Raw genomic sequence first — 18631 nt, 5'->3', positions numbered from 1 at the left:
CTCCCGATTTTTTTATAAAATTAAATTTATGAACGACATTAAACTGATTGTCACTGATATGGATGGGACTTTTCTTAATTCTGAATATGAAATGAGTCCGGATTTTCCAGCCATCTACGAAGAATTAAAAAAAAGAAATATACTTTTTGTGCCTGCAAGCGGAAGACAAATGCCCGGAATTACCCAATATTTTACGGAAATTGAAAGCGAGATCGGTTTTATTGCGGAAAACGGTGGTTATGTGGTTTATAAAAATGAGGAATTGTTTGCAGACAAATTAGAGCATCAGTTTGTTATCGATATTATTAAAACAATTCGGAGAATTCCCGGGGCAAGAGCAGTGCTTTCTGCCAAGAAAAAAGCTTATTATGAAAGTGACGATGAAACATTTGTCAATTATTTCACCAGATATTACACAGAAAATCAGAAAGTTGATGACCTGACTTTGGAAGTTGATGATGACGCTTTTAAGATTGCTGTTTACCATCCGGAAGGTTCGGAAAAAAATATCTATCCCTATCTTAAACATTTTGAAGATGAGAATCTTGAGGTTGTCGTTTCCGGAAAATATTGGGTTGATGTTATGAACAGGAATATCAATAAAGGAAAAGCTCTGGAAATTATTCAAAAAAAGCTGAATATCCTTCCTTCACAAACAATGGCTTTCGGCGATTATATGAATGATATCGAAATGCTTAAAAATTCCAAATTCTCATACGCGATGGAAAATGCCCATCCGTCCGTAAAAAAAGCGGCTAATTTTCTAGCCGCTAATAATGATGAATTTGGTGTTTTGGAAGTAATTGAAGAATATCTTAATCCTGTCATCCGATAATTTAATCCGGTTTTATTGCACCAGTAAGAGTTTATATTTTTGAAGCTCCTGTTCAATATCTTTAATTTCTTTTTGGAAAAAAGACGTATTTTTAAATAGATTCTGATAATAATCGATACCTTCCAAAAGATTTTTTCTGAATGTATTCCACTTTTTTTCGTTTTCAGAAAAAGATTCCTGCATTCCTTTTTTCAGAAAGTCAACATACATTTTCAATTCGTTGATAAACATATTCGGGCGGTAAGAATCTCGAAGAACATTGGTGTTCCCATAGATATGCTGTATCATTTTCGATAAGGAAATTTCTTTATCAAAGTAGGCCAGATTAGGACCTGGACAAACTACCACACCTTGATTTTCACCTTTCATTTCAATATCATTTTCTATATAAGCGGCATTCACAAGACCAACACAAAGACAAGCTTTTTCTGTGATCTTCTTTTTCCTGTTAGCAATCTGTTCAGAATTCATCTCTGATTTCTGTTTTTCTAATTCTTCCAGTTTCAGAGTCTGGTATTTTCTCGACGCTGTACAGATTCCTTCCGGCGAATATTCTTTGCTGAGCGCCAAAAGTTTTTTCGGACAAGAACTGCCGTATTTGTTTTTGATTGCTTTTGATTGTCTTACATAATCATTTGTAGTTCCTTTTACAGTATTGAAGAGTACGCCCAATGGAGACAGGTTGCTGAGATAAAAGTCATCTTCTTTAGCATTGGCAAGAAGTTTTCTGGTTTCGTGATCGACAGATGTCGCTTCCGGAACGAGTAAGAATGGCGATCCCCAGCCAACACTGTCTACACTATAATTGGACAGAAGAAATTGGTGCTCATCAGCTGTCCCGACGCCGCCCTGGACTGTTATTTTGGTTTCAAGCGGTGTAGACGGAAAATGTCTTGATTTGGTTTGTAATGCATTGATCATCAGGGAATGTGCTGTTTCTGTCAATTCATCTTTTCGTTGTTTGAATTCTTCCAGAATCGGTCCTAAAAGCAAACCATCCGTTGCAAACGCATGTCCGCCACAGTTCAGCCCTGATTCGATTCTGTATTCTGAAACCCACAGGCCTTTTTTTGCCAAAAAGTTTCCCTGTATCATTGCGGAACGAAAATCGCTGACTTTCAGGATGATTTTTTTTCTGATTTGATTATTCGTGTCCGGGTAAAAATCTTCAAACTGTTCTATGTAACTGTATAATCTTGGATTCATCCCTGCAGAAAGAACCATGGATGCAGACAGTTTACTCTTTGCAAATCCCCTCAAAGATGCATGTGCATCATTGTAGATCAAGGGCAGCTGTTCATTTTTCTTAAAATTGTCCTTATCTACTTTTGTCATGATGTTGACATCGATACTGCCTGGCGACAGATGAGTGTCCACGAAATTTTTCAGAGTAGAATATATGTTTTTCTGATTCAGGAAAGTCTGCAGATTTTTTTTAATGCCTGAAGTGTTGGGAAGCATATCGACAAAATCTTTCAAAACTTCTTTTTTATGAATCAGATCGTCTTTGAAAGCCCGGAATTTTTCTTCCACTATATGATCCACCATGTTCAGGTAGGCTGTAATTCTTTTTGAGCGATAATCTTCCGCTTTTATTGTAATAGCCGAATAATCCAGATTAAATTTCTGACTGTAGAAGTTTCGCATTTTTTCCGTGATCTCATCATCAATTATTGAAATCACGGATGATATTCCAAATTGTGCTACACGTATCGGCGAATCTATAGTGTAGGCAAGTCCCATTACAGGAATGTGAAAGCTGTGTAAAGGTTTTTTAATCATTATTTATAAATAAAATTGGAACCAACGATCTGTATAACAAACCGCCGGATCCAAAAATTAGCAATGTTGTATGTAATGGATATATTATTCCTGCCAGTGCGCCTCATCTCCTTGCGGAGCAGCACCGCCCTGTGCTTCAGTAATTGGTGTTTTTTCCTGATTGATGTGATAGATATAGGCCGCAACTTTTTCAGCATCTCTTCCTGTGATGATACCTTCTTTTATAAAAGCGCGCATTGCAGGATTATTTGGCGATCCGTTTTCCAGCATCCAGAAAACATTTTTGAAAAGACTTTTCTGTTTGATGTTGATCCATTTGTTATCAGTAAGATTCGGACCGATACCGCCCTTTCCACCATCCGAATGGCAGGAGATACAGTTGGTCTTGAAAATCTGTTCACCTTCTGCAATATTATCGGCACTGTAAACGGCATTTTCCATATTGACAGAAGGTGCTGTTTTTTCATACTCTTTAATAGAGGCCAGCTGCGTTTTGGCTTCATCCAGGTATTCTACGTCGGGATGGGCATAATCAGTAAAGGAAAAAGCTACAAGGTAGACGACACAATAAATAATGGTTACATAAAATAATCCTGTCCACCATTTTGGCAATGCATTGTCAAGCTCCGTGATGCCATCGAAACCGTGATCGATAAGGATCTTATTTTCATCGACCTTGGACTGTTTTTTAGTAAATGAATTCCATATCTTCTGATAATAAGGCATTGCTTTTTCTTTTAAATACTGCTGCTTTTCCTCATCAGACAAGAGTTTGAAATTTGCATTTTCAACCAGATCTCCGATAGAATTAGCAATTAAGAAAAGGAAAATAAGAATTACAAGAAGTCCCCAGAAAGATGAAGTAGTCATGTAACCTTTGCTGTCAGATAATTCAAATATCAAAAAGTTGATGCAAATTGTGACAGCAATGCCAACTGAAATCGGAGTTCTAGTTTTCATTATATTAAAATTTCAGGGTTATTATTTGATACTTGCAGTTTTGATATCAGCAGTTTTGATATCAGTTCCCAGTCTTTGCAAATAAGCGATCATTGCGATGATTTCTCTTTTTTCGAGTGGAATGAATTCTGATCCTTTTGCCATTCTTTCTTTTTCTATCTGGACTTTCAAATCTGCAGATTCGGAGAATATCCTTTTTACGATGGCTTTTGACTGGTTGTCAGCCCATTGGTCTGCAGAATCAATTTCTGCTTTTGTATAAGGAATATCGAAGCTGTTCTTCATTAATTTTAGCTTATCTGTCATCTGGGAACGATCCAGCTTATTGGTTATGAGCCAAGGAAAACGAGGCATGATAGATCCGGCAGAAGTAATCCTTGGATTATACATATGCTTGAAATGCCATGAGTCCGGGTTTCTTTGACCCTCTCGCTGAAGATCGGGACCAGTTCTTTTGGAGCCCCAAAGGAATGGCCTGTCATAAACGAATTCTCCAGCTTTCGAATACTGTCCGTTTTTTCCATCGAATCTCATCACTTCATCCCGGAAGGGTCTGATCATCTGTGAGTGACAGGAGTTACAACCTTCCCGAATGTAAAGATCTCTGCCTTCCAGCTCGAGTGGCGAATATGGTTTTACGGCCGATATCTGTGGAACATTACTGCTCATGGTAAGCGTTGGTATAATTTCAACTATTCCGCCGATTGCTATGGCTACGAATGCTAAAATGGATAATAAAAGCGGTGTTCTCTCCAGCCAGAGGTGGAAGCCTTCGCCCTGTTTTCTTGCTCCGTTGACGTTTGCCAAAGCTGGTGCTTCCGCAGGAACATTCTTTTGAAACGAACCGGCTCGGATTGTCTTATAAACATTAACTATCATAAGAATCGCCCCGCCGAGATAAAGTATGCCACCTAAAAATCTCATTTTGAAATATGGCAATATCGCTGTAACTGTATCCAGCCAGTTTTTATAGACCAATGTTCCGTCCGGATTAAACTGTTTCCACATCAATCCCTGCGTAAATCCGGAGATGTATAATGGCACTGCGTAGAAAATAATTCCCAGAGTACCCAGCCAGAAGTGCCAGTTTGCCATTTTTTTGGACCAGAGTTCTGTCCTCCACATAACAGGAACCAGATAATATACTACACCAAAAGCCATGAATCCGTTCCATCCAAGTGCACCTAAGTGAACGTGTCCGATTACCCAATCTGTATAATGTCCTATCTTATTTAAAGATTTGGTTGCCAGAAGAGGTCCCTCAAACGTAGCCATACCATAACAGGTGACAGCGACTACAAAGAATTTGAGTATAGGGTTTTCTCTTACCTTATCCCATGCACCTCTCAATGTTAAAAGGCCATTCAGCATCCCGCCCCACGATGGCGCAATCAGCATCACCGAAAAACCTGTACCTACAGCCTGTGCCCAAGCTGGCAAAGCTGTATACTGTAAATGATGAGGGCCTGCCCATAGATAAACAAAAATCAGTGACCAGAAGTGAATTATTGATAGTTTATAAGAAAATACAGGTCGGTTAGCAGCTTTGGGAAGGAAATAATACATCAATCCCAAAACCGGCGTAGTTAATACAAAGGCAACTGCATTATGTCCGTACCACCATTGTACCAGGGCATCTTTTACACCTGCATAAGCAGAATATGATTTCCAGCTTGTGAAAGATAAAGGAACTTCCAGGTTATTGAAAATGTGAAGCATTGCAACTGCAATCCAGGTTCCAATATAAAACCAAATCGCAACATAAAGATGTCTTACTCTTCTTTTTATAATCGTTCCGAACATATTAATTCCGAAAATCACCCATGATATTGTTATCAAGATATCAATAGGCCACTCGTGTTCGGCGTATTCTTTCGAGGTATTTATTCCCATTAAAAAAGTAATAACCACAGCAATGATCATCAGCTGCCATGTCCAAAAATGAATCCATGATAATGTATCACTGAACATCCGGGTTTTTAGCAGTCTCTGCATGCTGTAATAGGAACCACAGAAAAAAGAGTTGCATACAAAGGCAAAGATAACAGCACTCGTATGAAGCATCCTGATCCTTCCGAATCCCAAAGCCCCCTGCGAATTAATCAATCCCTGAATATTGCCGCTTCTTAAACTCTGGATAGTTGTATCATCCGTCCCGAATAAGAATTCGGGCAATTCCGGATAAAATAGCATCAGTGCTGCTGTAAGTCCTAAAATAAAACCGATAATTCCAAATGTAACTGTAGCATAGAGAAATGCTCTGACAATACTATTGTCATAATGAAATTTTTGTGTCTCCATATTTACGTTTTGAGGTCAAGAATAATATTATTCATAAAAAGCCTTTTCAATGCTGGATTTTTATAGAATAAATATCATAGCCCAGTTTTTATATTTTCACAAAGGTATTTTGTAGCTTTGTGTCTTACTAATAGATTTACTTCTAAATTATACTAAAAACTACTAAAATACAGACGATGAAATTTTGCGGTGAAAACATCAGGAAAATAAGAAGAAACAACGACTATACTCAAGAATATATGGCTTTTGAAATGGGAATTTCTCAAAAATCGTATTCGGATATCGAGAATTCCAAGGTCAGGATCAATCTTGAGATTTTAACTAAAATATCTGCAATATTGAATATTAAGCCTTCGGAAATTTGCAGTATTTCTGATCAATGTGGAGGAGGTCATTATGAAAGAAAATATAATGATCTGGTTGAGTTCATGAAAAAGAATGATATTTCTGTGCCGGAAGATCTTTTATGAGAATAAAGTCCAGAAAAATCTAATTACTTTGATCGCCTTGCAATGAAGACACTATAAGTGTTTTCATATCTTTTTTAAAGCCCGAAAGATTAACTTTAAAGAGATTGGTTTTATTAGATTCTGATTCGTTATTGATAATGCTTAGATAGAGAATATCTGATTTTACATTGGAATCCTTCAGTAATTCCAGCGGAAATTCCAAGATCGGAAAAACAAAATCATTTACTTTGAGGAGATGTCTTTTCCTGATAGATACAACAAGCCCTGAATTCTCGAATTCCACAAAATGAAGATTGCATATCTTGATTAGTAAAATAACAAATGCTACAAGGAAAACAATAATAAACCAGTCATACTTTTGAAATATCAGCCAAATCGAGGCTATGATCAGTAAGTCAATTACTGCCAGAAACAATAATATTACTCCTAATTTCTCAATGTTCTTTTGATTGCTGATTTTCATTTATATAAAAAATGTCAGAAAAAACTTCTGTTAAGATTTTTATTATTGACTAAAGCTACATACATTTTAAGTCGGATGAGAATTATCCCCAAATCGGACATGCTTGGATTTTCTATGAAGGAGATTAGAATATATAAGAAAGTATAGATTGCCTTTCACCCCGAAAAAACTCGTTTATGCCTTAAAAATACTCTTCCCGATAAGTATCGGGAAAAGCAATTTAGATCTTTCATCATTTGTATCCTGTTTTTCAGGAGTTGAAAAAATCTGCTGCAAAATACAGGCTCTTAAATTTGTCTGGCAAGTAAAAGAACGTCCATAATCAGGAAAATGAATGATGACTATTACTTTTAATCAATCATTTTAATATTAAATCATTAATTTATAAAAATGAAAGATTTAACTCTGTGTAAAATTTATTTGTCTTATTTTCAGTGATTTACGGTTGTGATTTGAGGTGTTCAAGAAATTCTGAAGGTGAAATTCCCGTAACTTTTCGAAATGCTGCGGCAAATTTACTCTGAGAAGAAAAACCGGTTTCCTCGGCTAGGGTAGATATCTTATATTTTTGATATTGACTATCATTTTTGAGTTTATAGATCACATTCTTCACCCGAAGTTCATTGATGTAATTTTTAAAATCTTTTTTTTTGTAATGATTCACTATATAGGAAAGATATTTTGTATTAGTATTACAATATGATGCAACATAAGATAATGAAACATTATTTCTGTTAAATAATTCCGACTGTTCAAATTTTTCCAGTTTCAACAAGATTTTTTTCTCAGTTTCAGGAGTCATCATAGGTTGTGTATCAATCTGCGCTACTAATGGAATATCAGTACTGTGCTGTTCTTCATTGTCTTCTTTATAATTTTCAACAGAGGGTGACGGCTCCATTTCTTCAATAATCCGCTGGATCTTATCAAATTTCCTTTGTTGGCGTTTTCTGTAAATAACAAAATAAATAGCTCCGCAAAGCATTATAAGAAAAGCAATAATAATAGTTGTGTTTTTATGCTCCGAAGTCTTTGCGATGTTCTCATTACTTTTTTTGAGGTCTGTATAAGAGTCGTTTATAAATGCAGATGAATTATTCGTGATTTTCTCCGCAACAGCTTCCTGTTTTTTTTTGCTCTCTTCGAGTTTTTCAATATCTTTTGTCAAAGAATAATATTGCTGGGAACTTTGATAGATTTCATTTTTCAGGCTGAGAAAAGGGGATTCTTCTGCCAGTATTTGCGCTTTATCGATTAAAGGTTTTGCTGATACGGGATCTTTTTTTGCCAAATATATATTAGCCATTCCATTCAAGACTAAGGCTTTCAGGAAGTTGTCCGGCATCTTTTCGAGTTTTTCCAGAGATTTTTCATAATAGTCCAGAGACTTTTTGTAATTACCAAGATTAAAATACCCCAGACCTAAAAGTTGCTCGTTACTAGCAGTAATAAAAGGGTTGCTCTGTCCACTGAGCTCAAAATATTTTATGGCGTCATTAACCATTTTTATAGATTGTTGGTAGTTTTTATGCTCCATTTCATAGTAAGCCTTCTCTTGCATCACAAAGCCCATTGTCTGGTTTACCAACCGCTGATCATCGATTTTTTTAATGGTTTCCGTAGTTTCATCAATATACTTTTTTGACTGGTCAAAAAGTTTCAGATGCCGGTATTGCGATGCAAGAAACCCTGATACTTTGGCTTTCCAGACAAACTCGTCTGTGTTTTTTAAAATTTCTCCGGCTTTGACAGCAAAACCCACCGCTTTTTTGATGTCTCCAGACTGTTGTAAAAGGGAAGCGGAAAGCATCAGGCTTTTTGCCTTGAAACGTGGCGTTTCAGAAATGCTGTAAAGCGAGTCTGCTATTTTCAGAGCTCTGGGAAAATCCTTTTGTGAAATATCAAGATAGGTTTTAGTATAGATATCGTTATAGGCTTTTTGATCCTGAGCAGTAAGATTAGTAACAAGAAAAGCTGTTAATAAAAAAATAAACTTAAAATAAATTTTTCTTCTGTGATATGAGTTCTTCGACATAAATAGGCTATTCAGTATTCAAATTTAACATAATAAAGTTTAGATACCATATATACACTCGTTTTCATAGGTATGAATCAATTTAATAATGAAAATGGCTCATTCCTATTGCCTCAATTCAGACTATATTGCAGTATCTTTCATTTTTGTATTTCATTGATATTAGTGATAAACTAGCGTTTTTTACTAATTTTTGTAAATACTAGATAAACAGTTAAATATAAAAATTAAACCATCGTTTAAATATAAGGTAATTATTATTTGAAAAATCAAAAACTTTAGATTAAATCAGATAATTATTTAAAAGTTTTTGCAACATGCTTTACGCTTCAAGTCATGATCATTCCTTATCTTTAGAAAAGTTGAGTAAATTTCGTACCAAAATTATTTAATATTTTCTTTGTGAAATTTTAGGATTTAATTCCATTTAATCTTTACAGGTTTTGTAAATTTGGGGACACTTTGGATGTCATCATTTTTTTCAATCCGACATCTAAGGTTTAATCCAACATCTATTTTAAATGACAACAAAATACGAACAAATTCCGGGCTCTCTTTTTATTAAAAACAGAAAAAAGTTCGCGGAAAAATTACTTCCGAAATCTCTTGCAGTTTTTAATTCTAATGATATCTATCCTATCAGTGCAGACTCTACAATGCCTTTTCAGCAACATCGTGATATTTTTTATCTCAGTGGCGTGGATCAGGAAGAAAGCATTTTGGTGATTTTTCCGGATGCATATCTGGAGGAAAACAGGGAAATTTTGTTCCTGAGAGAAACCAATGAGCATATTGCAGTCTGGGAAGGCGAAAAACTGTCCAAAGATCAGGCTTATGAAGTATCGGGAATCAAAACGGTTTATTGGCTAAGCGATTTTGAAAAAGTTTTCAAATCGTTGATGTATGAAGCAGAAAATGTATACCTTAATAGGAACGAGCATTACAGAAACGCTGTGGAAACCGAGCTGAGAGAAGACCGGTTCATCAGAAAAGTACAGGCAGATTTTCCAATGCATAATTATAAAAGAAGCAATCCGATTCTCCAGCGTCTGAGAAGTATCAAAGAACCTGAGGAGTTAGCTTTGATTCAAAATGCTTGTAATATCACGGAAAAAGGAATCAGAAGATTGCTGAGCTTCATCAAAACAAACGTTTGGGAATACGAAATCGAAGCAGAACTTATCCACGAATTTATAAAGAACAGAAGCAAAGGATTTGCTTATACTCCAATCATTGCAAGCGGGAATAATGCCAATGTCCTTCATTATATCGCCAATAATCAGCAATGCAAAGACGGTGATGTGATTCTTCTGGATGTTGGTGCTGAGTATGCAAATTATTCGAGTGATTTAACAAGAACTATTCCTGTAAACGGAAGATATTCTGCAAGACAAAAGGAAATCTACAATGCTGTTTTAAGATGTAAGATGGAAGCGGAAGACCGTTTGGTTGCAGGGAATAACTGGTACAGATTCCACAAGGAAATGGGCGAGGTTTACACAGCGGAACTTTTACAACTGGGCTTGATTGATAAAGCTGATGTCCAGAATGAAGATCCGAAATGGCCGGCTTATAAAAAATATATGATGCACGGAACTTCCCACCATATGGGATTGGATACGCACGATTATGGAATCCTGACCGATGATTTTGTAGAGAACATGGTTTTTACCAATGAGCCCGGTTTTTATATCCCGGCAGAAGGATTGGGTGTGAGGATTGAAGATGACTATGTGATTCAGGCTTCTGGGAAACCTTTCAATATGATGTCAAACATTCCGATTACTGTGGAAGAAATTGAAGATGTGATGAATTATTAAAAAAAATTATGTTATTTTAATAATTATTATAAAAATCCCAAATATCAATTGATGTTTGGGATTTTTTATTTTGAATTGTATGTTGTTATTTCTTGAAAAACTCCATCAGATCCAGATAATTTTTCTGATTCACACCATGGCCGCTCATATATTCTCGGAAAGAAAAATAAGCACTCAGATCATACAAAATTTCAGCCGCTTTCCTTCCCCAATCAATAGGAATCACAGCATCATCCATCCCGTGAGAGATAAAGAAACGCAGATTTTCATATTTCTTTTTGTCCTTTACCAAATTTTTCAGCATTTTTTCTTCGGGATAAGAGCTGAGGCAGGCAACTTTTGAAAACAAATCAGGATATTGTAAAGCCAGCGAATAAACAATTATTCCACCCTGACTGAATCCGCAGAGATGTGTAGGATTATTCGTTAGCCCATATCGGTTAGTAACAGACATTATATTTTCCATTACGGTTTTCACGGCTTCATTCCCATCCATTTCATCAATGAAATTTTCTGCACTATTGAAGTCAATATCAAACCAGGCAAAACCGCCATAGTTTGAATTTTTAGGTGCCCGGAAACTTATAACCAGCCAGTCTTCCGGCAGAGTAGGCACAAAGCTGAAAAGGTCTTCTTCATTACTTCCGTAGCCGTGAAGCATAAATAAAATTGGCGTTTCCGGATTGATATGCTGAGGTTCCCGTACGAGATATTGTAATTCCATAGACTGCAAATCTAATGGTTTTTTGCCGATATTAAATTATCAGGGTCAACTTTGTTACAAGATAAAAATCTGTATTTTTACAGCACAAAAATTTCTATTTATCAATGGACAAAATACCTAGTGTAGATCTGCGTGATTTCCTTTCGGACAACCCGGAACGCAAACAGAAATTTGTAAATGAAATCGGAAAAGCTTACGAAGAAATTGGATTTGTAGCACTCAAAGGCCATTTTCTTGATGACCAGTTAGTCGATGAGCTGTATGGAGAAGTGAAGAATTTCTTCGAATTGCCGGAAGAAACCAAGCTCAAGTACGAAATTCCCGGAATCGGTGGCCAGCGCGGTTATGTGGGATTCGGGAAAGAAACCGCAAAAGGCTTCAAAAAAGGAGATTTGAAAGAGTTCTGGCATTTTGGACAATATCTTTCTGAAGGCTCGAAGTACAAAGAAGTCTATCCTGATAATGTGATCGTGGACGAACTTCCGAAATTCAATACGGTGGGAAAGGAAACGTACCAGATGCTGGAGAAAACAGGGAAATATGTTTTGAGAGCTTTGGCTTTATATCTTGGTCTGGATGAGTTTTATTTTGATGATAAAATTGCGGAAGGAAACTCGATCCTGAGACCGATTCATTATCCGCCAATTACTGAAGAACCTGATGATGCGGTGAGATCTGCTGCGCACGGAGACATCAATTTGATTACACTTCTGATGGGTTCTCAGGGAAAAGGTCTTCAGGTTCAGAATCATAATGGCGACTGGATCGATGCAATAGCAGAACAGGATGAACTGATGATCAACGTTGGTGATATGTTGTCAAGACATACAAACAATAAACTGAAATCTACCATCCACAGAGTGGTGAATCCGCCAAGAGAACTTTGGGGAACTTCCAGATATTCCATTCCGTTTTTTATGCATCCGATCAGCGAGATGTCGCTCAATGCTTTAGAAAACTGCATTGATGAAAATAATCTAAAACTCTATCAGGATACAACCGCAGGAGAATTCCTCAGAGAACGACTGATAGAATTGGGATTGATTAAAATTTAATTTGTATCAGCTAAGATTAAAATCACATTTCGGAAGAGATGTGATTTTTATTTTGACTAAGAATGATTGTAATACATTTTTTGCAGGACAGGAATTTTTATTACATTGGCAAACAAGAATTAAAAATGAAAAATTTACAGTTAATCGGTTTGTTTTTGGTTGTGGCAGGCAGTTTTTTGCCATTGGTTCATATCCCCATTGCCGGAAACTGGAACTATTGGAAAGTCGATAACACCCTTGCGATGGCAGTTTGGGGATTTTCTTTACTCACACTGGTTTTCATTCTAATCGACAAAACTAAATTCGTGAGAATAATGGCATTTTTAATGATATTGCTTTTTGTTTTCACAATTATTGCCATTAAGCTGAAATCTTTGGATTATTTCAGTTTTTTACCGTTCAGATCCTGGCAGTCCACATTTGCCGGAATTGTCAAATTATCCTGGGGATGGTTCATCGAATTTTTAGGTGCAGTCATTATTTTAATCACATCAAGAAAAAATATCAATACAATAAAAAATTAAAAATAGCATGAAAGAAGTATTCATTGTATCAGCGGTCAGAACACCCATGGGAAGTTTTATGGGAAGCCTTTCGGGCGTTCCTGCTACACAATTGGGCGTTGCTGCTGTAAAAGGAGCTTTAGAAAAAATCAGTCTTGACCCGGGTTTGGTTGAGGAAATTTATATGGGTAATGTTTTGCAGGCCAATCTTGGACAAGCGCCGGCAAGACAAGTCGCTTTAGGAGCAGGTTTGTCCAATCATACACCTTCTACAACTATCAATAAAGTTTGTGCTTCCGGAATGAAAGCGGTTACAATGGCAGCACAGGCGATCAAAGCTGGAGATGTAAATGTTATCGTTGCCGGCGGCATGGAAAATATGTCCAGCGTTCCACATTATCTTGACGGAAGAAACGGTGTGAAACTGGGCGAGATCAAAATGCAGGACGGGCTTCTGAAAGATGGTTTGACCGATGTTTATAATAAACAGCATATGGGCGTTTGCGCAGAATTATGCGCAAAGGAAAACAATATTACACGAGAAGAGCAGGATGCTTTCGCCATCCAATCTTATAAAAGATCAGCTGCAGCTTGGGAAGCAGGGAAATTTGCCGATGAGGTTGTTCCGGTTACTATTCCACAAAGAAAAGGAGACCCTGTTATTTTCTCAGAAGATGAAGAATATAAAGCGGTAAAATTCGATAAAATCCCAACTTTGCCAACGGTTTTCCAGAAAGAAAACGGAACAGTTACAGCTGCGAATGCTTCAACCTTGAATGACGGTGCTTCTGCTTTGATCCTGATGTCAAAAGAAAAAATGGAAGAGTCAGGTTTGAAACCTTTAGCCAGGATTATTTCTTACGCTGATGCAGCGATTGAGCCGGAAAGATTCACAACTGCGCCTTCCAAAGCTTTACCTATTGCCCTGAAAAAGGCTAATCTGACAACAGACGATATCGATTTCTTTGAATTTAATGAAGCGTTTTCTGTCGTTGGTTTGGCGAATAACAAAATCCTGGGTTTAGACCCTTCAAAAGTAAATGTCAATGGTGGTGCAGTATCGCTGGGGCATCCGCTGGGAAGTTCCGGCTCCAGAATCATTGTGACACTGATTAATGTTCTGAAGCAGAATAACGGAAAATATGGCGCAGCTACAATCTGTAACGGTGGCGGCGGTGCAACTGCAATTGTTATAGAGAATCTGCAATAGATTTTAATTTTTTAAACTTAATCTTAGTGGTTAATATGCAGGACGAAAATTATTAATTTAGTAATAATAATAGGTTTTAATTATTTTAAACTTGTACATATTGTATTCCGACCTTGCAATTTACTAGGTCCGCCTACCAATTTTGCAAGCGGGCCTTTGTTTTTGATAGGCGAGCCTATTATTTTTGAAGGTCCGCCTACCTGTTTTGTAGGCGAACCTATATTTTTTAGTAAGCCCGCCTATACTTTTCATAGGCCAGGCTACATTTTCAGTAGGCCGGGCTGAGATAACCGCAGGCTGACCTGTTAACTTGATAGGATCTCCTAAAGATTTGAAAGCCGGACTTCTGTTTAAATAACATTAAAGATTAAACTTGAAATAAATAAAACCATTAATTAATCGTTTTATTTAATGGTTTTTTTATTTTTGTCTAAATAATATATTTCCAATGTCAGAAATAGAAAAAACGACCACAGAAAATTCAATCAAAAATAGTCCGAAAATAATGAGGGCCTGGGCATTATATGATTGGGCAAACTCGGTTTATTCACTGGTAATCACCTCCACCATTTTTCCGATTTATTATGCCATCCTTACAACGGCAAGCGAGAAAAAAGAATTTGTAGCAGAAACCAACAGATGGATTGATGTTGCCATACCTCACATGATAACGATTTTTGGAAAGGAATATCATCCTGATACAGTGTATGGTTACTCTCTCACGCTTTCTTTCATCATAGTCGTTCTGCTTTCTCCGATTTTGTCTTCTTTGGCAGACACGATTGGGAATAAGAAATCGTTCCTTCAGTTTTTCTGTTATCTCGGTGCAACATCGTGTATGGGATTGGCAATGTTTACCGGAATGGGGACAGTCTGGCTCGGATTATTGTTCAGTGTGACGGCGAGTGTTGGTTTCTGGGGAAGTCTGGTTTTCTATAATTCCTTTTTACCCGATATTGCAACGCCTGACAAACAGGATGCGTTGTCTGCGAAAGGTTATGTTTACGGCTATATCGGTTCTGTGATTTTGGTTGTGGTCTGCCTGGTATTGATCCAGGTTTGTGCAAAAAACCCTGATCAGGCAAAGATTTATACACGTGTGTCTTTTCTTTTGACAGGAGCGTGGTGGTTTGGGTTTTCTCAGTATACCTTCAAACATTTGCCGCAATTTGGCCAGATTAAAGAGCAACTGCCCAAAGATCTGGTTTTGCTCAATTACAAAAACATCTTCAAAAGCCACTCTCAGCAAGGCGGTTTTCTTGAGGTTTTTAAAGATAACATCAGCTTCTATAAAGATATCGTAAAACAAAGTTTCAAAGAATTATTCAAAGTTGGGAATCACCTTTTCGGAGACAGGAATCTGAAATATTTCCTTTCCAGTTTTTTCTTTTACAGCGTTGGGATGCAGACGATTTTCCTGATGGCAACACTATTCGGAAAGAGAGAGATCAATATGGCTCAGGAAAAACTGATAATGACTCTATTACTGATCCAGATCGAAGCGATTATCGGAGCATTATTCTTCTCATGGTTATCAAAAAAAATAGGGAATAAGAATGTCATCAGCATTACGGTTGCCCTTTGGATTGGTGCATGTCTGTCGGCATATTACCTTAACAAAGAAAATCCGAACGTAGAATACCAGTTTTATGGAATAGCAGGTGTCATTGGTTTAGTAATGGGAGGTTTGCAGGCGATGTCCAGATCAACTTATTCCAAGCTGCTTCCGACTGATTCTATGGATAATACAACGTATTTCAGTTTTTATGATGTTTTGGAAAAAATAGCAATTATTTTGGGAACTTTCATATTTGCCACATTGATCGAGCATTACAACAATATGCGTTACGCAGCTTTGTCTATGACTATTTTCTTTGCAATCGGATTAGTACTGATCCGTTTTATGAAAGTGAAAAATAATACAAGATAATTATTAAAAAATAAATTTCGGTTCGTTTATTGATCATATCAGAGTAGTTTATTTTTTTGTAAATTTGCAACATTAAAACACTATATGAATAACCCTTTATTCTACGCAAAGATTCTTTTGTTCGGTGAGTATGGCATTATTGAGGATTCCCAAGGTCTTACATTGCCTTACAGTTTTTATAAAGGCACACTGAAATTTTCGGAGCTTGACAATGATTTTGAAAAAAAATCAAACCAATCTCTGGAAAAATATTCTGATTATCTTCTTGATTTGGAATTACCAAAAGAATATCAGCTGGATGTAGAATCTTTCAAAATTGATATTGCTAAAGGTTTGTTTTTCGATTCCAATATTCCGCAAGGTTATGGTGTTGGCAGTTCAGGAGCTTTGGTTGCAGCGATTTTCGAAAAATATTCGTTTACAAAAAGAGAACCTGAAACGATTTCAAAAAACGAACTCAAAGATCTTAAAATGATTTTCGGACTGCTGGAAAGTTACTTCCACGGAAAAAGTTCCGGTATCGACCCGCTGATCTGTTTTATGAATCTTCCGATCCTGATAGAAAGCAAGGAAAGTGTGGACAAAGTTGCTATACCAAAAGAAGAACTGGGCAAAGGTGCTATTTTTCTGATTGATTCAGGAATGACCGGTGAAACCGGGCCGATGATCCAGATTTTCTTTGAAAAACTGAAGAATGAAGGTTTTAGAAAAACTCTGAAAGAAGAGTTTATCCGTTACAACAATGCATGCATCGATACTTTTCTGAAAAAAGATATGAATCCGTTTTTTCGTAATCTGAAAAAATTATCAGTCTGGGCCTACGAACATTTCCGTCCGATGATTCCGGAAAATCTCTTCAATGTCTGGAAAAAAGGAATCGATTCCAATGCGTACTATCTGAAACTATGTGGCAGCGGCGGTGGCGGTTATATCCTGGGTTTCACGAAGGATTATGAAAAAGCCGATAAAATGCTTGAGGGATTTCATAAAGAAGTGATCTACAGATTTTAAAAATAAATATTTAAAGTAAAATAAGCCTTTCATCGTCTGACTTTGAAAGGTTTTTTATAAATAAATCGGAAAAATGAACAATGAAGCAAAACCGACTTCCCGAAATGCTCTTTACCGTATTTCTCAGTTGATGGGTTTTCTTTTGGGTGCACGCTTTTTCGTTGCAGTTTTGCTGACTTTTGCACTGTATGTTTCCACTTTTTTCCTGTTTAACAGAGAAGAAAGTTTCAGAAATTTTGTCTTTGATTACAAAGTGCATTTTATCATTGTCTGTTCCGTTTTCAGCATCTTGGCTGGCGGTATTATCAATAGGTTTTATGATAAAGAAAAAGATCAGCTGACACAGCCTTTCCGTTCCAGACTTCAAAGTTTCCTCAAAGAGAAGTACTTTCTTATAGCTTATGTACTTCTTAACACTTTGTCACTGGGAATGGCGTTCTTCGTGTCTCACCGGGTATTCGTTTTTTTCCTGATTTATCAGTTTCTCATGTGGTTTTACAGTCATAAACTGAGTAAAATTATTGTAATTAATAACGTCACTTTTGTGGCATTAACACTCTATCCGTTCTTTGGCATGTTGATTTATTACCAGACTTTTTCTCTTAAGATATTGTTCCTGGCAATTTTCCTTTTTCTGATGTTGTTCATTATAGATGTTATAAAAGATACATTGACGAAAAATGCAGATAGAATGTTCGGTTATGACACGATCGCAAACCGAATCGGATTCCGGAATACAAGATCAATTCTTTTAATCCTTTTGATGATTACTTTGACAATTTCTGTGATTCTGAGTGTCGGGATTGGATTCCGGAATATTATGTCATGGTATTTTTTGATAACGATAATTGTTATTATAACAACTGTTTTTATGCTTTTCCGAAACCAGAAAAATGATAAATTCAAATCGCTTAATCTTTTGAGACTTTGGATTTTCTTCGGGATTTTAGCAATGTTGTTGGATGGGATTTATCATAAATATCCTTGGTTGATTTAATGAAATTTAAGAAATGTCAGTAATTATCAGACAAAATAAATTAGAAGATAACGGGATTCTTGCAAAAATTGTCAGAGCTTCTTTTAATGATTTCAATGTAAAATGTACAGATGGAACGGTATATTCTGATCCGACAACCGATGACTTGTATAACTTATTTCAGACTGAAAAATCAGCTTTGTTTGTAGCCGAAGAAGACGGTTTAATTCTAGGCTGTTGCGGGATTTTCCCAACCGACAATTTACCGGAAGATACAACAGAACTTGTGAAATTCTATCTCTCAAAAGAAGCGAGAGGAAAAGGAATCGGAAGGTTGTTACTCGAGAATTGTCTGGAAAAAGCTGAAGAGATGGGATATAAAAAAGTTTATCTCGAGAGCATTCCGGAGTTTAGCAAAGCGGTTTCCATTTATGAAAAGCAAGGATTTCAATATTTAGAAAAACCATTGGGGAATTCCGGACATTCTGGTTGCAACCTGTGGATGATTAAAATATTGGAGTAGCATTTCACATTCTTATTAATAAATCATTAAAAT

General features: G+C 36.6%; 16 protein-coding genes. 10 read left to right on the top strand and 6 right to left on the bottom strand.

The genetic code is table 11. The features are described from left to right. Window positions 1–28: 28 nt before the first annotated feature. The gene (locus BUA97_RS00835; protein ID WP_072995901.1) at window positions 29–835 is read left to right on the top strand and encodes a Cof-type HAD-IIB family hydrolase; all 807 of its coding nucleotides are present in this window, start codon (window positions 29–31) and stop codon (window positions 833–835) included. 12 nt (window positions 836–847) lie between these two features. On the opposite strand, the gene BUA97_RS00830 is transcribed toward BUA97_RS00835, so the two are convergent. From BUA97_RS00830 to ccoN, 3 genes are all read right to left on the bottom strand, one after another. Further along, entirely contained in the window at window positions 848–2617 is a 1770-nt protein-coding gene (locus tag BUA97_RS00830; protein WP_072995899.1) for a hypothetical protein, read from the bottom strand. 84 nt (window positions 2618–2701) lie between these two features. Then, on the bottom strand, window positions 2702–3577 hold the full coding sequence (locus tag BUA97_RS00825; RefSeq protein ID WP_072995897.1) for a cytochrome c: 876 nt from the start codon (window positions 3575–3577) through the stop codon (window positions 2702–2704). 21 nt (window positions 3578–3598) lie between these two features. Then, window positions 3599–5878, bottom strand: coding sequence for a cytochrome-c oxidase, cbb3-type subunit I (ccoN, locus tag BUA97_RS00820; protein ID WP_072995895.1), 2280 nt, complete (start codon window positions 5876–5878; stop codon window positions 3599–3601). A gap of 176 nt (window positions 5879–6054) precedes the next feature. On the opposite strand from ccoN, the gene BUA97_RS00815 reads away from it, so the two are divergent. Next, the gene (locus BUA97_RS00815; RefSeq protein WP_072995893.1) at window positions 6055–6348 is read left to right on the top strand and encodes a helix-turn-helix domain-containing protein; all 294 of its coding nucleotides are present in this window, start codon (window positions 6055–6057) and stop codon (window positions 6346–6348) included. Between the two features lie 19 nt (window positions 6349–6367). On the opposite strand, the gene BUA97_RS00810 is transcribed toward BUA97_RS00815, so the two are convergent. Both BUA97_RS00810 and BUA97_RS00805 read right to left on the bottom strand, forming a co-directional pair. Further along, window positions 6368–6811: a hypothetical protein gene (locus BUA97_RS00810; protein ID WP_072995891.1), complete on the bottom strand. Its 444-nt coding sequence runs from the start codon at window positions 6809–6811 to the stop codon at window positions 6368–6370. A 439-nt stretch (window positions 6812–7250) separates the two neighbouring features. Further along, window positions 7251–8846, bottom strand: coding sequence for an AraC family transcriptional regulator (locus tag BUA97_RS00805; RefSeq protein ID WP_084081228.1), 1596 nt, complete (start codon window positions 8844–8846; stop codon window positions 7251–7253). A gap of 521 nt (window positions 8847–9367) precedes the next feature. On the opposite strand from BUA97_RS00805, the gene BUA97_RS00800 reads away from it, so the two are divergent. Next, window positions 9368–10666 (top strand): aminopeptidase P family protein, encoded by a 1299-nt coding sequence (locus BUA97_RS00800; protein ID WP_072995889.1) that lies wholly within the window; start codon window positions 9368–9370, stop codon window positions 10664–10666. An 85-nt stretch (window positions 10667–10751) separates the two neighbouring features. Here the strand turns inward: BUA97_RS00800 and BUA97_RS00795 are convergent, their stop codons facing one another. Continuing rightward, window positions 10752–11390, bottom strand: coding sequence for an alpha/beta hydrolase (locus BUA97_RS00795; RefSeq protein ID WP_072995887.1), 639 nt, complete (start codon window positions 11388–11390; stop codon window positions 10752–10754). Between the two features lie 104 nt (window positions 11391–11494). Between BUA97_RS00795 and BUA97_RS00790 the strand changes: the two genes are divergently transcribed. The 7 genes from BUA97_RS00790 (at window position 11495) to BUA97_RS00760 (ending at window position 18598) form a co-directional block, all read left to right on the top strand. Further along, the gene (locus tag BUA97_RS00790; RefSeq protein ID WP_072995885.1) at window positions 11495–12445 is read left to right on the top strand and encodes an isopenicillin N synthase family dioxygenase; all 951 of its coding nucleotides are present in this window, start codon (window positions 11495–11497) and stop codon (window positions 12443–12445) included. A gap of 125 nt (window positions 12446–12570) precedes the next feature. Further along, window positions 12571–12969, top strand: coding sequence for a hypothetical protein (locus BUA97_RS00785; protein ID WP_072997163.1), 399 nt, complete (start codon window positions 12571–12573; stop codon window positions 12967–12969). Window positions 12970–12976: 7 nt separating this feature from the next. Further along, a complete protein-coding gene (locus BUA97_RS00780; protein WP_072995882.1) occupies window positions 12977–14158 on the top strand; it encodes an acetyl-CoA C-acyltransferase in 1182 nt (393 codons plus the stop codon). 448 nt (window positions 14159–14606) lie between these two features. Beyond that, entirely contained in the window at window positions 14607–16088 is a 1482-nt protein-coding gene (locus BUA97_RS00775) for an MFS transporter (protein ID WP_072995880.1), read from the top strand. Window positions 16089–16172: 84 nt separating this feature from the next. After that, the gene (locus BUA97_RS00770) at window positions 16173–17099 is read left to right on the top strand and encodes a mevalonate kinase family protein (protein ID WP_072995878.1); all 927 of its coding nucleotides are present in this window, start codon (window positions 16173–16175) and stop codon (window positions 17097–17099) included. A gap of 73 nt (window positions 17100–17172) precedes the next feature. Beyond that, window positions 17173–18096 (top strand): UbiA family prenyltransferase, encoded by a 924-nt coding sequence (locus BUA97_RS00765; RefSeq protein WP_072995876.1) that lies wholly within the window; start codon window positions 17173–17175, stop codon window positions 18094–18096. A gap of 13 nt (window positions 18097–18109) precedes the next feature. After that, window positions 18110–18598, top strand: a complete 489-nt coding sequence (locus BUA97_RS00760; protein ID WP_072995873.1) for a GNAT family N-acetyltransferase — start codon at window positions 18110–18112, stop codon at window positions 18596–18598. The last annotated feature ends 33 nt before the right edge of the window (window positions 18599–18631 follow it).

The sequence above is a fragment of the Epilithonimonas mollis genome (assembly GCF_900142325.1).
Lineage (GTDB): Bacteria > Bacteroidota > Bacteroidia > Flavobacteriales > Weeksellaceae > Epilithonimonas > Epilithonimonas mollis.
This window is presented reverse-complemented; position numbering and strand designations above follow the sequence as displayed.

Coding starts and splice junctions, on each gene's coding strand:
- BUA97_RS00835 (WP_072995901.1), top strand. CDS start 29: ATGAACGACATTAAACTGATTGTCACTGATATGGATGGGACTTTTCTT.
- BUA97_RS00830 (WP_072995899.1), bottom strand. CDS start 2,617: ATGATTAAAAAACCTTTACACAGCTTTCACATTCCTGTAATGGGACTT.
- BUA97_RS00825 (WP_072995897.1), bottom strand. CDS start 3,577: ATGAAAACTAGAACTCCGATTTCAGTTGGCATTGCTGTCACAATTTGC.
- ccoN (WP_072995895.1), bottom strand. CDS start 5,878: ATGGAGACACAAAAATTTCATTATGACAATAGTATTGTCAGAGCATTT.
- BUA97_RS00815 (WP_072995893.1), top strand. CDS start 6,055: ATGAAATTTTGCGGTGAAAACATCAGGAAAATAAGAAGAAACAACGAC.
- BUA97_RS00810 (WP_072995891.1), bottom strand. CDS start 6,811: ATGAAAATCAGCAATCAAAAGAACATTGAGAAATTAGGAGTAATATTA.
- BUA97_RS00805 (WP_084081228.1), bottom strand. CDS start 8,846: ATGTCGAAGAACTCATATCACAGAAGAAAAATTTATTTTAAGTTTATT.
- BUA97_RS00800 (WP_072995889.1), top strand. CDS start 9,368: ATGACAACAAAATACGAACAAATTCCGGGCTCTCTTTTTATTAAAAAC.
- BUA97_RS00795 (WP_072995887.1), bottom strand. CDS start 11,390: ATGGAATTACAATATCTCGTACGGGAACCTCAGCATATCAATCCGGAA.
- BUA97_RS00790 (WP_072995885.1), top strand. CDS start 11,495: ATGGACAAAATACCTAGTGTAGATCTGCGTGATTTCCTTTCGGACAAC.
- BUA97_RS00785 (WP_072997163.1), top strand. CDS start 12,571: ATGAAAAATTTACAGTTAATCGGTTTGTTTTTGGTTGTGGCAGGCAGT.
- BUA97_RS00780 (WP_072995882.1), top strand. CDS start 12,977: ATGAAAGAAGTATTCATTGTATCAGCGGTCAGAACACCCATGGGAAGT.
- BUA97_RS00775 (WP_072995880.1), top strand. CDS start 14,607: ATGTCAGAAATAGAAAAAACGACCACAGAAAATTCAATCAAAAATAGT.
- BUA97_RS00770 (WP_072995878.1), top strand. CDS start 16,173: ATGAATAACCCTTTATTCTACGCAAAGATTCTTTTGTTCGGTGAGTAT.
- BUA97_RS00765 (WP_072995876.1), top strand. CDS start 17,173: ATGAACAATGAAGCAAAACCGACTTCCCGAAATGCTCTTTACCGTATT.
- BUA97_RS00760 (WP_072995873.1), top strand. CDS start 18,110: ATGTCAGTAATTATCAGACAAAATAAATTAGAAGATAACGGGATTCTT.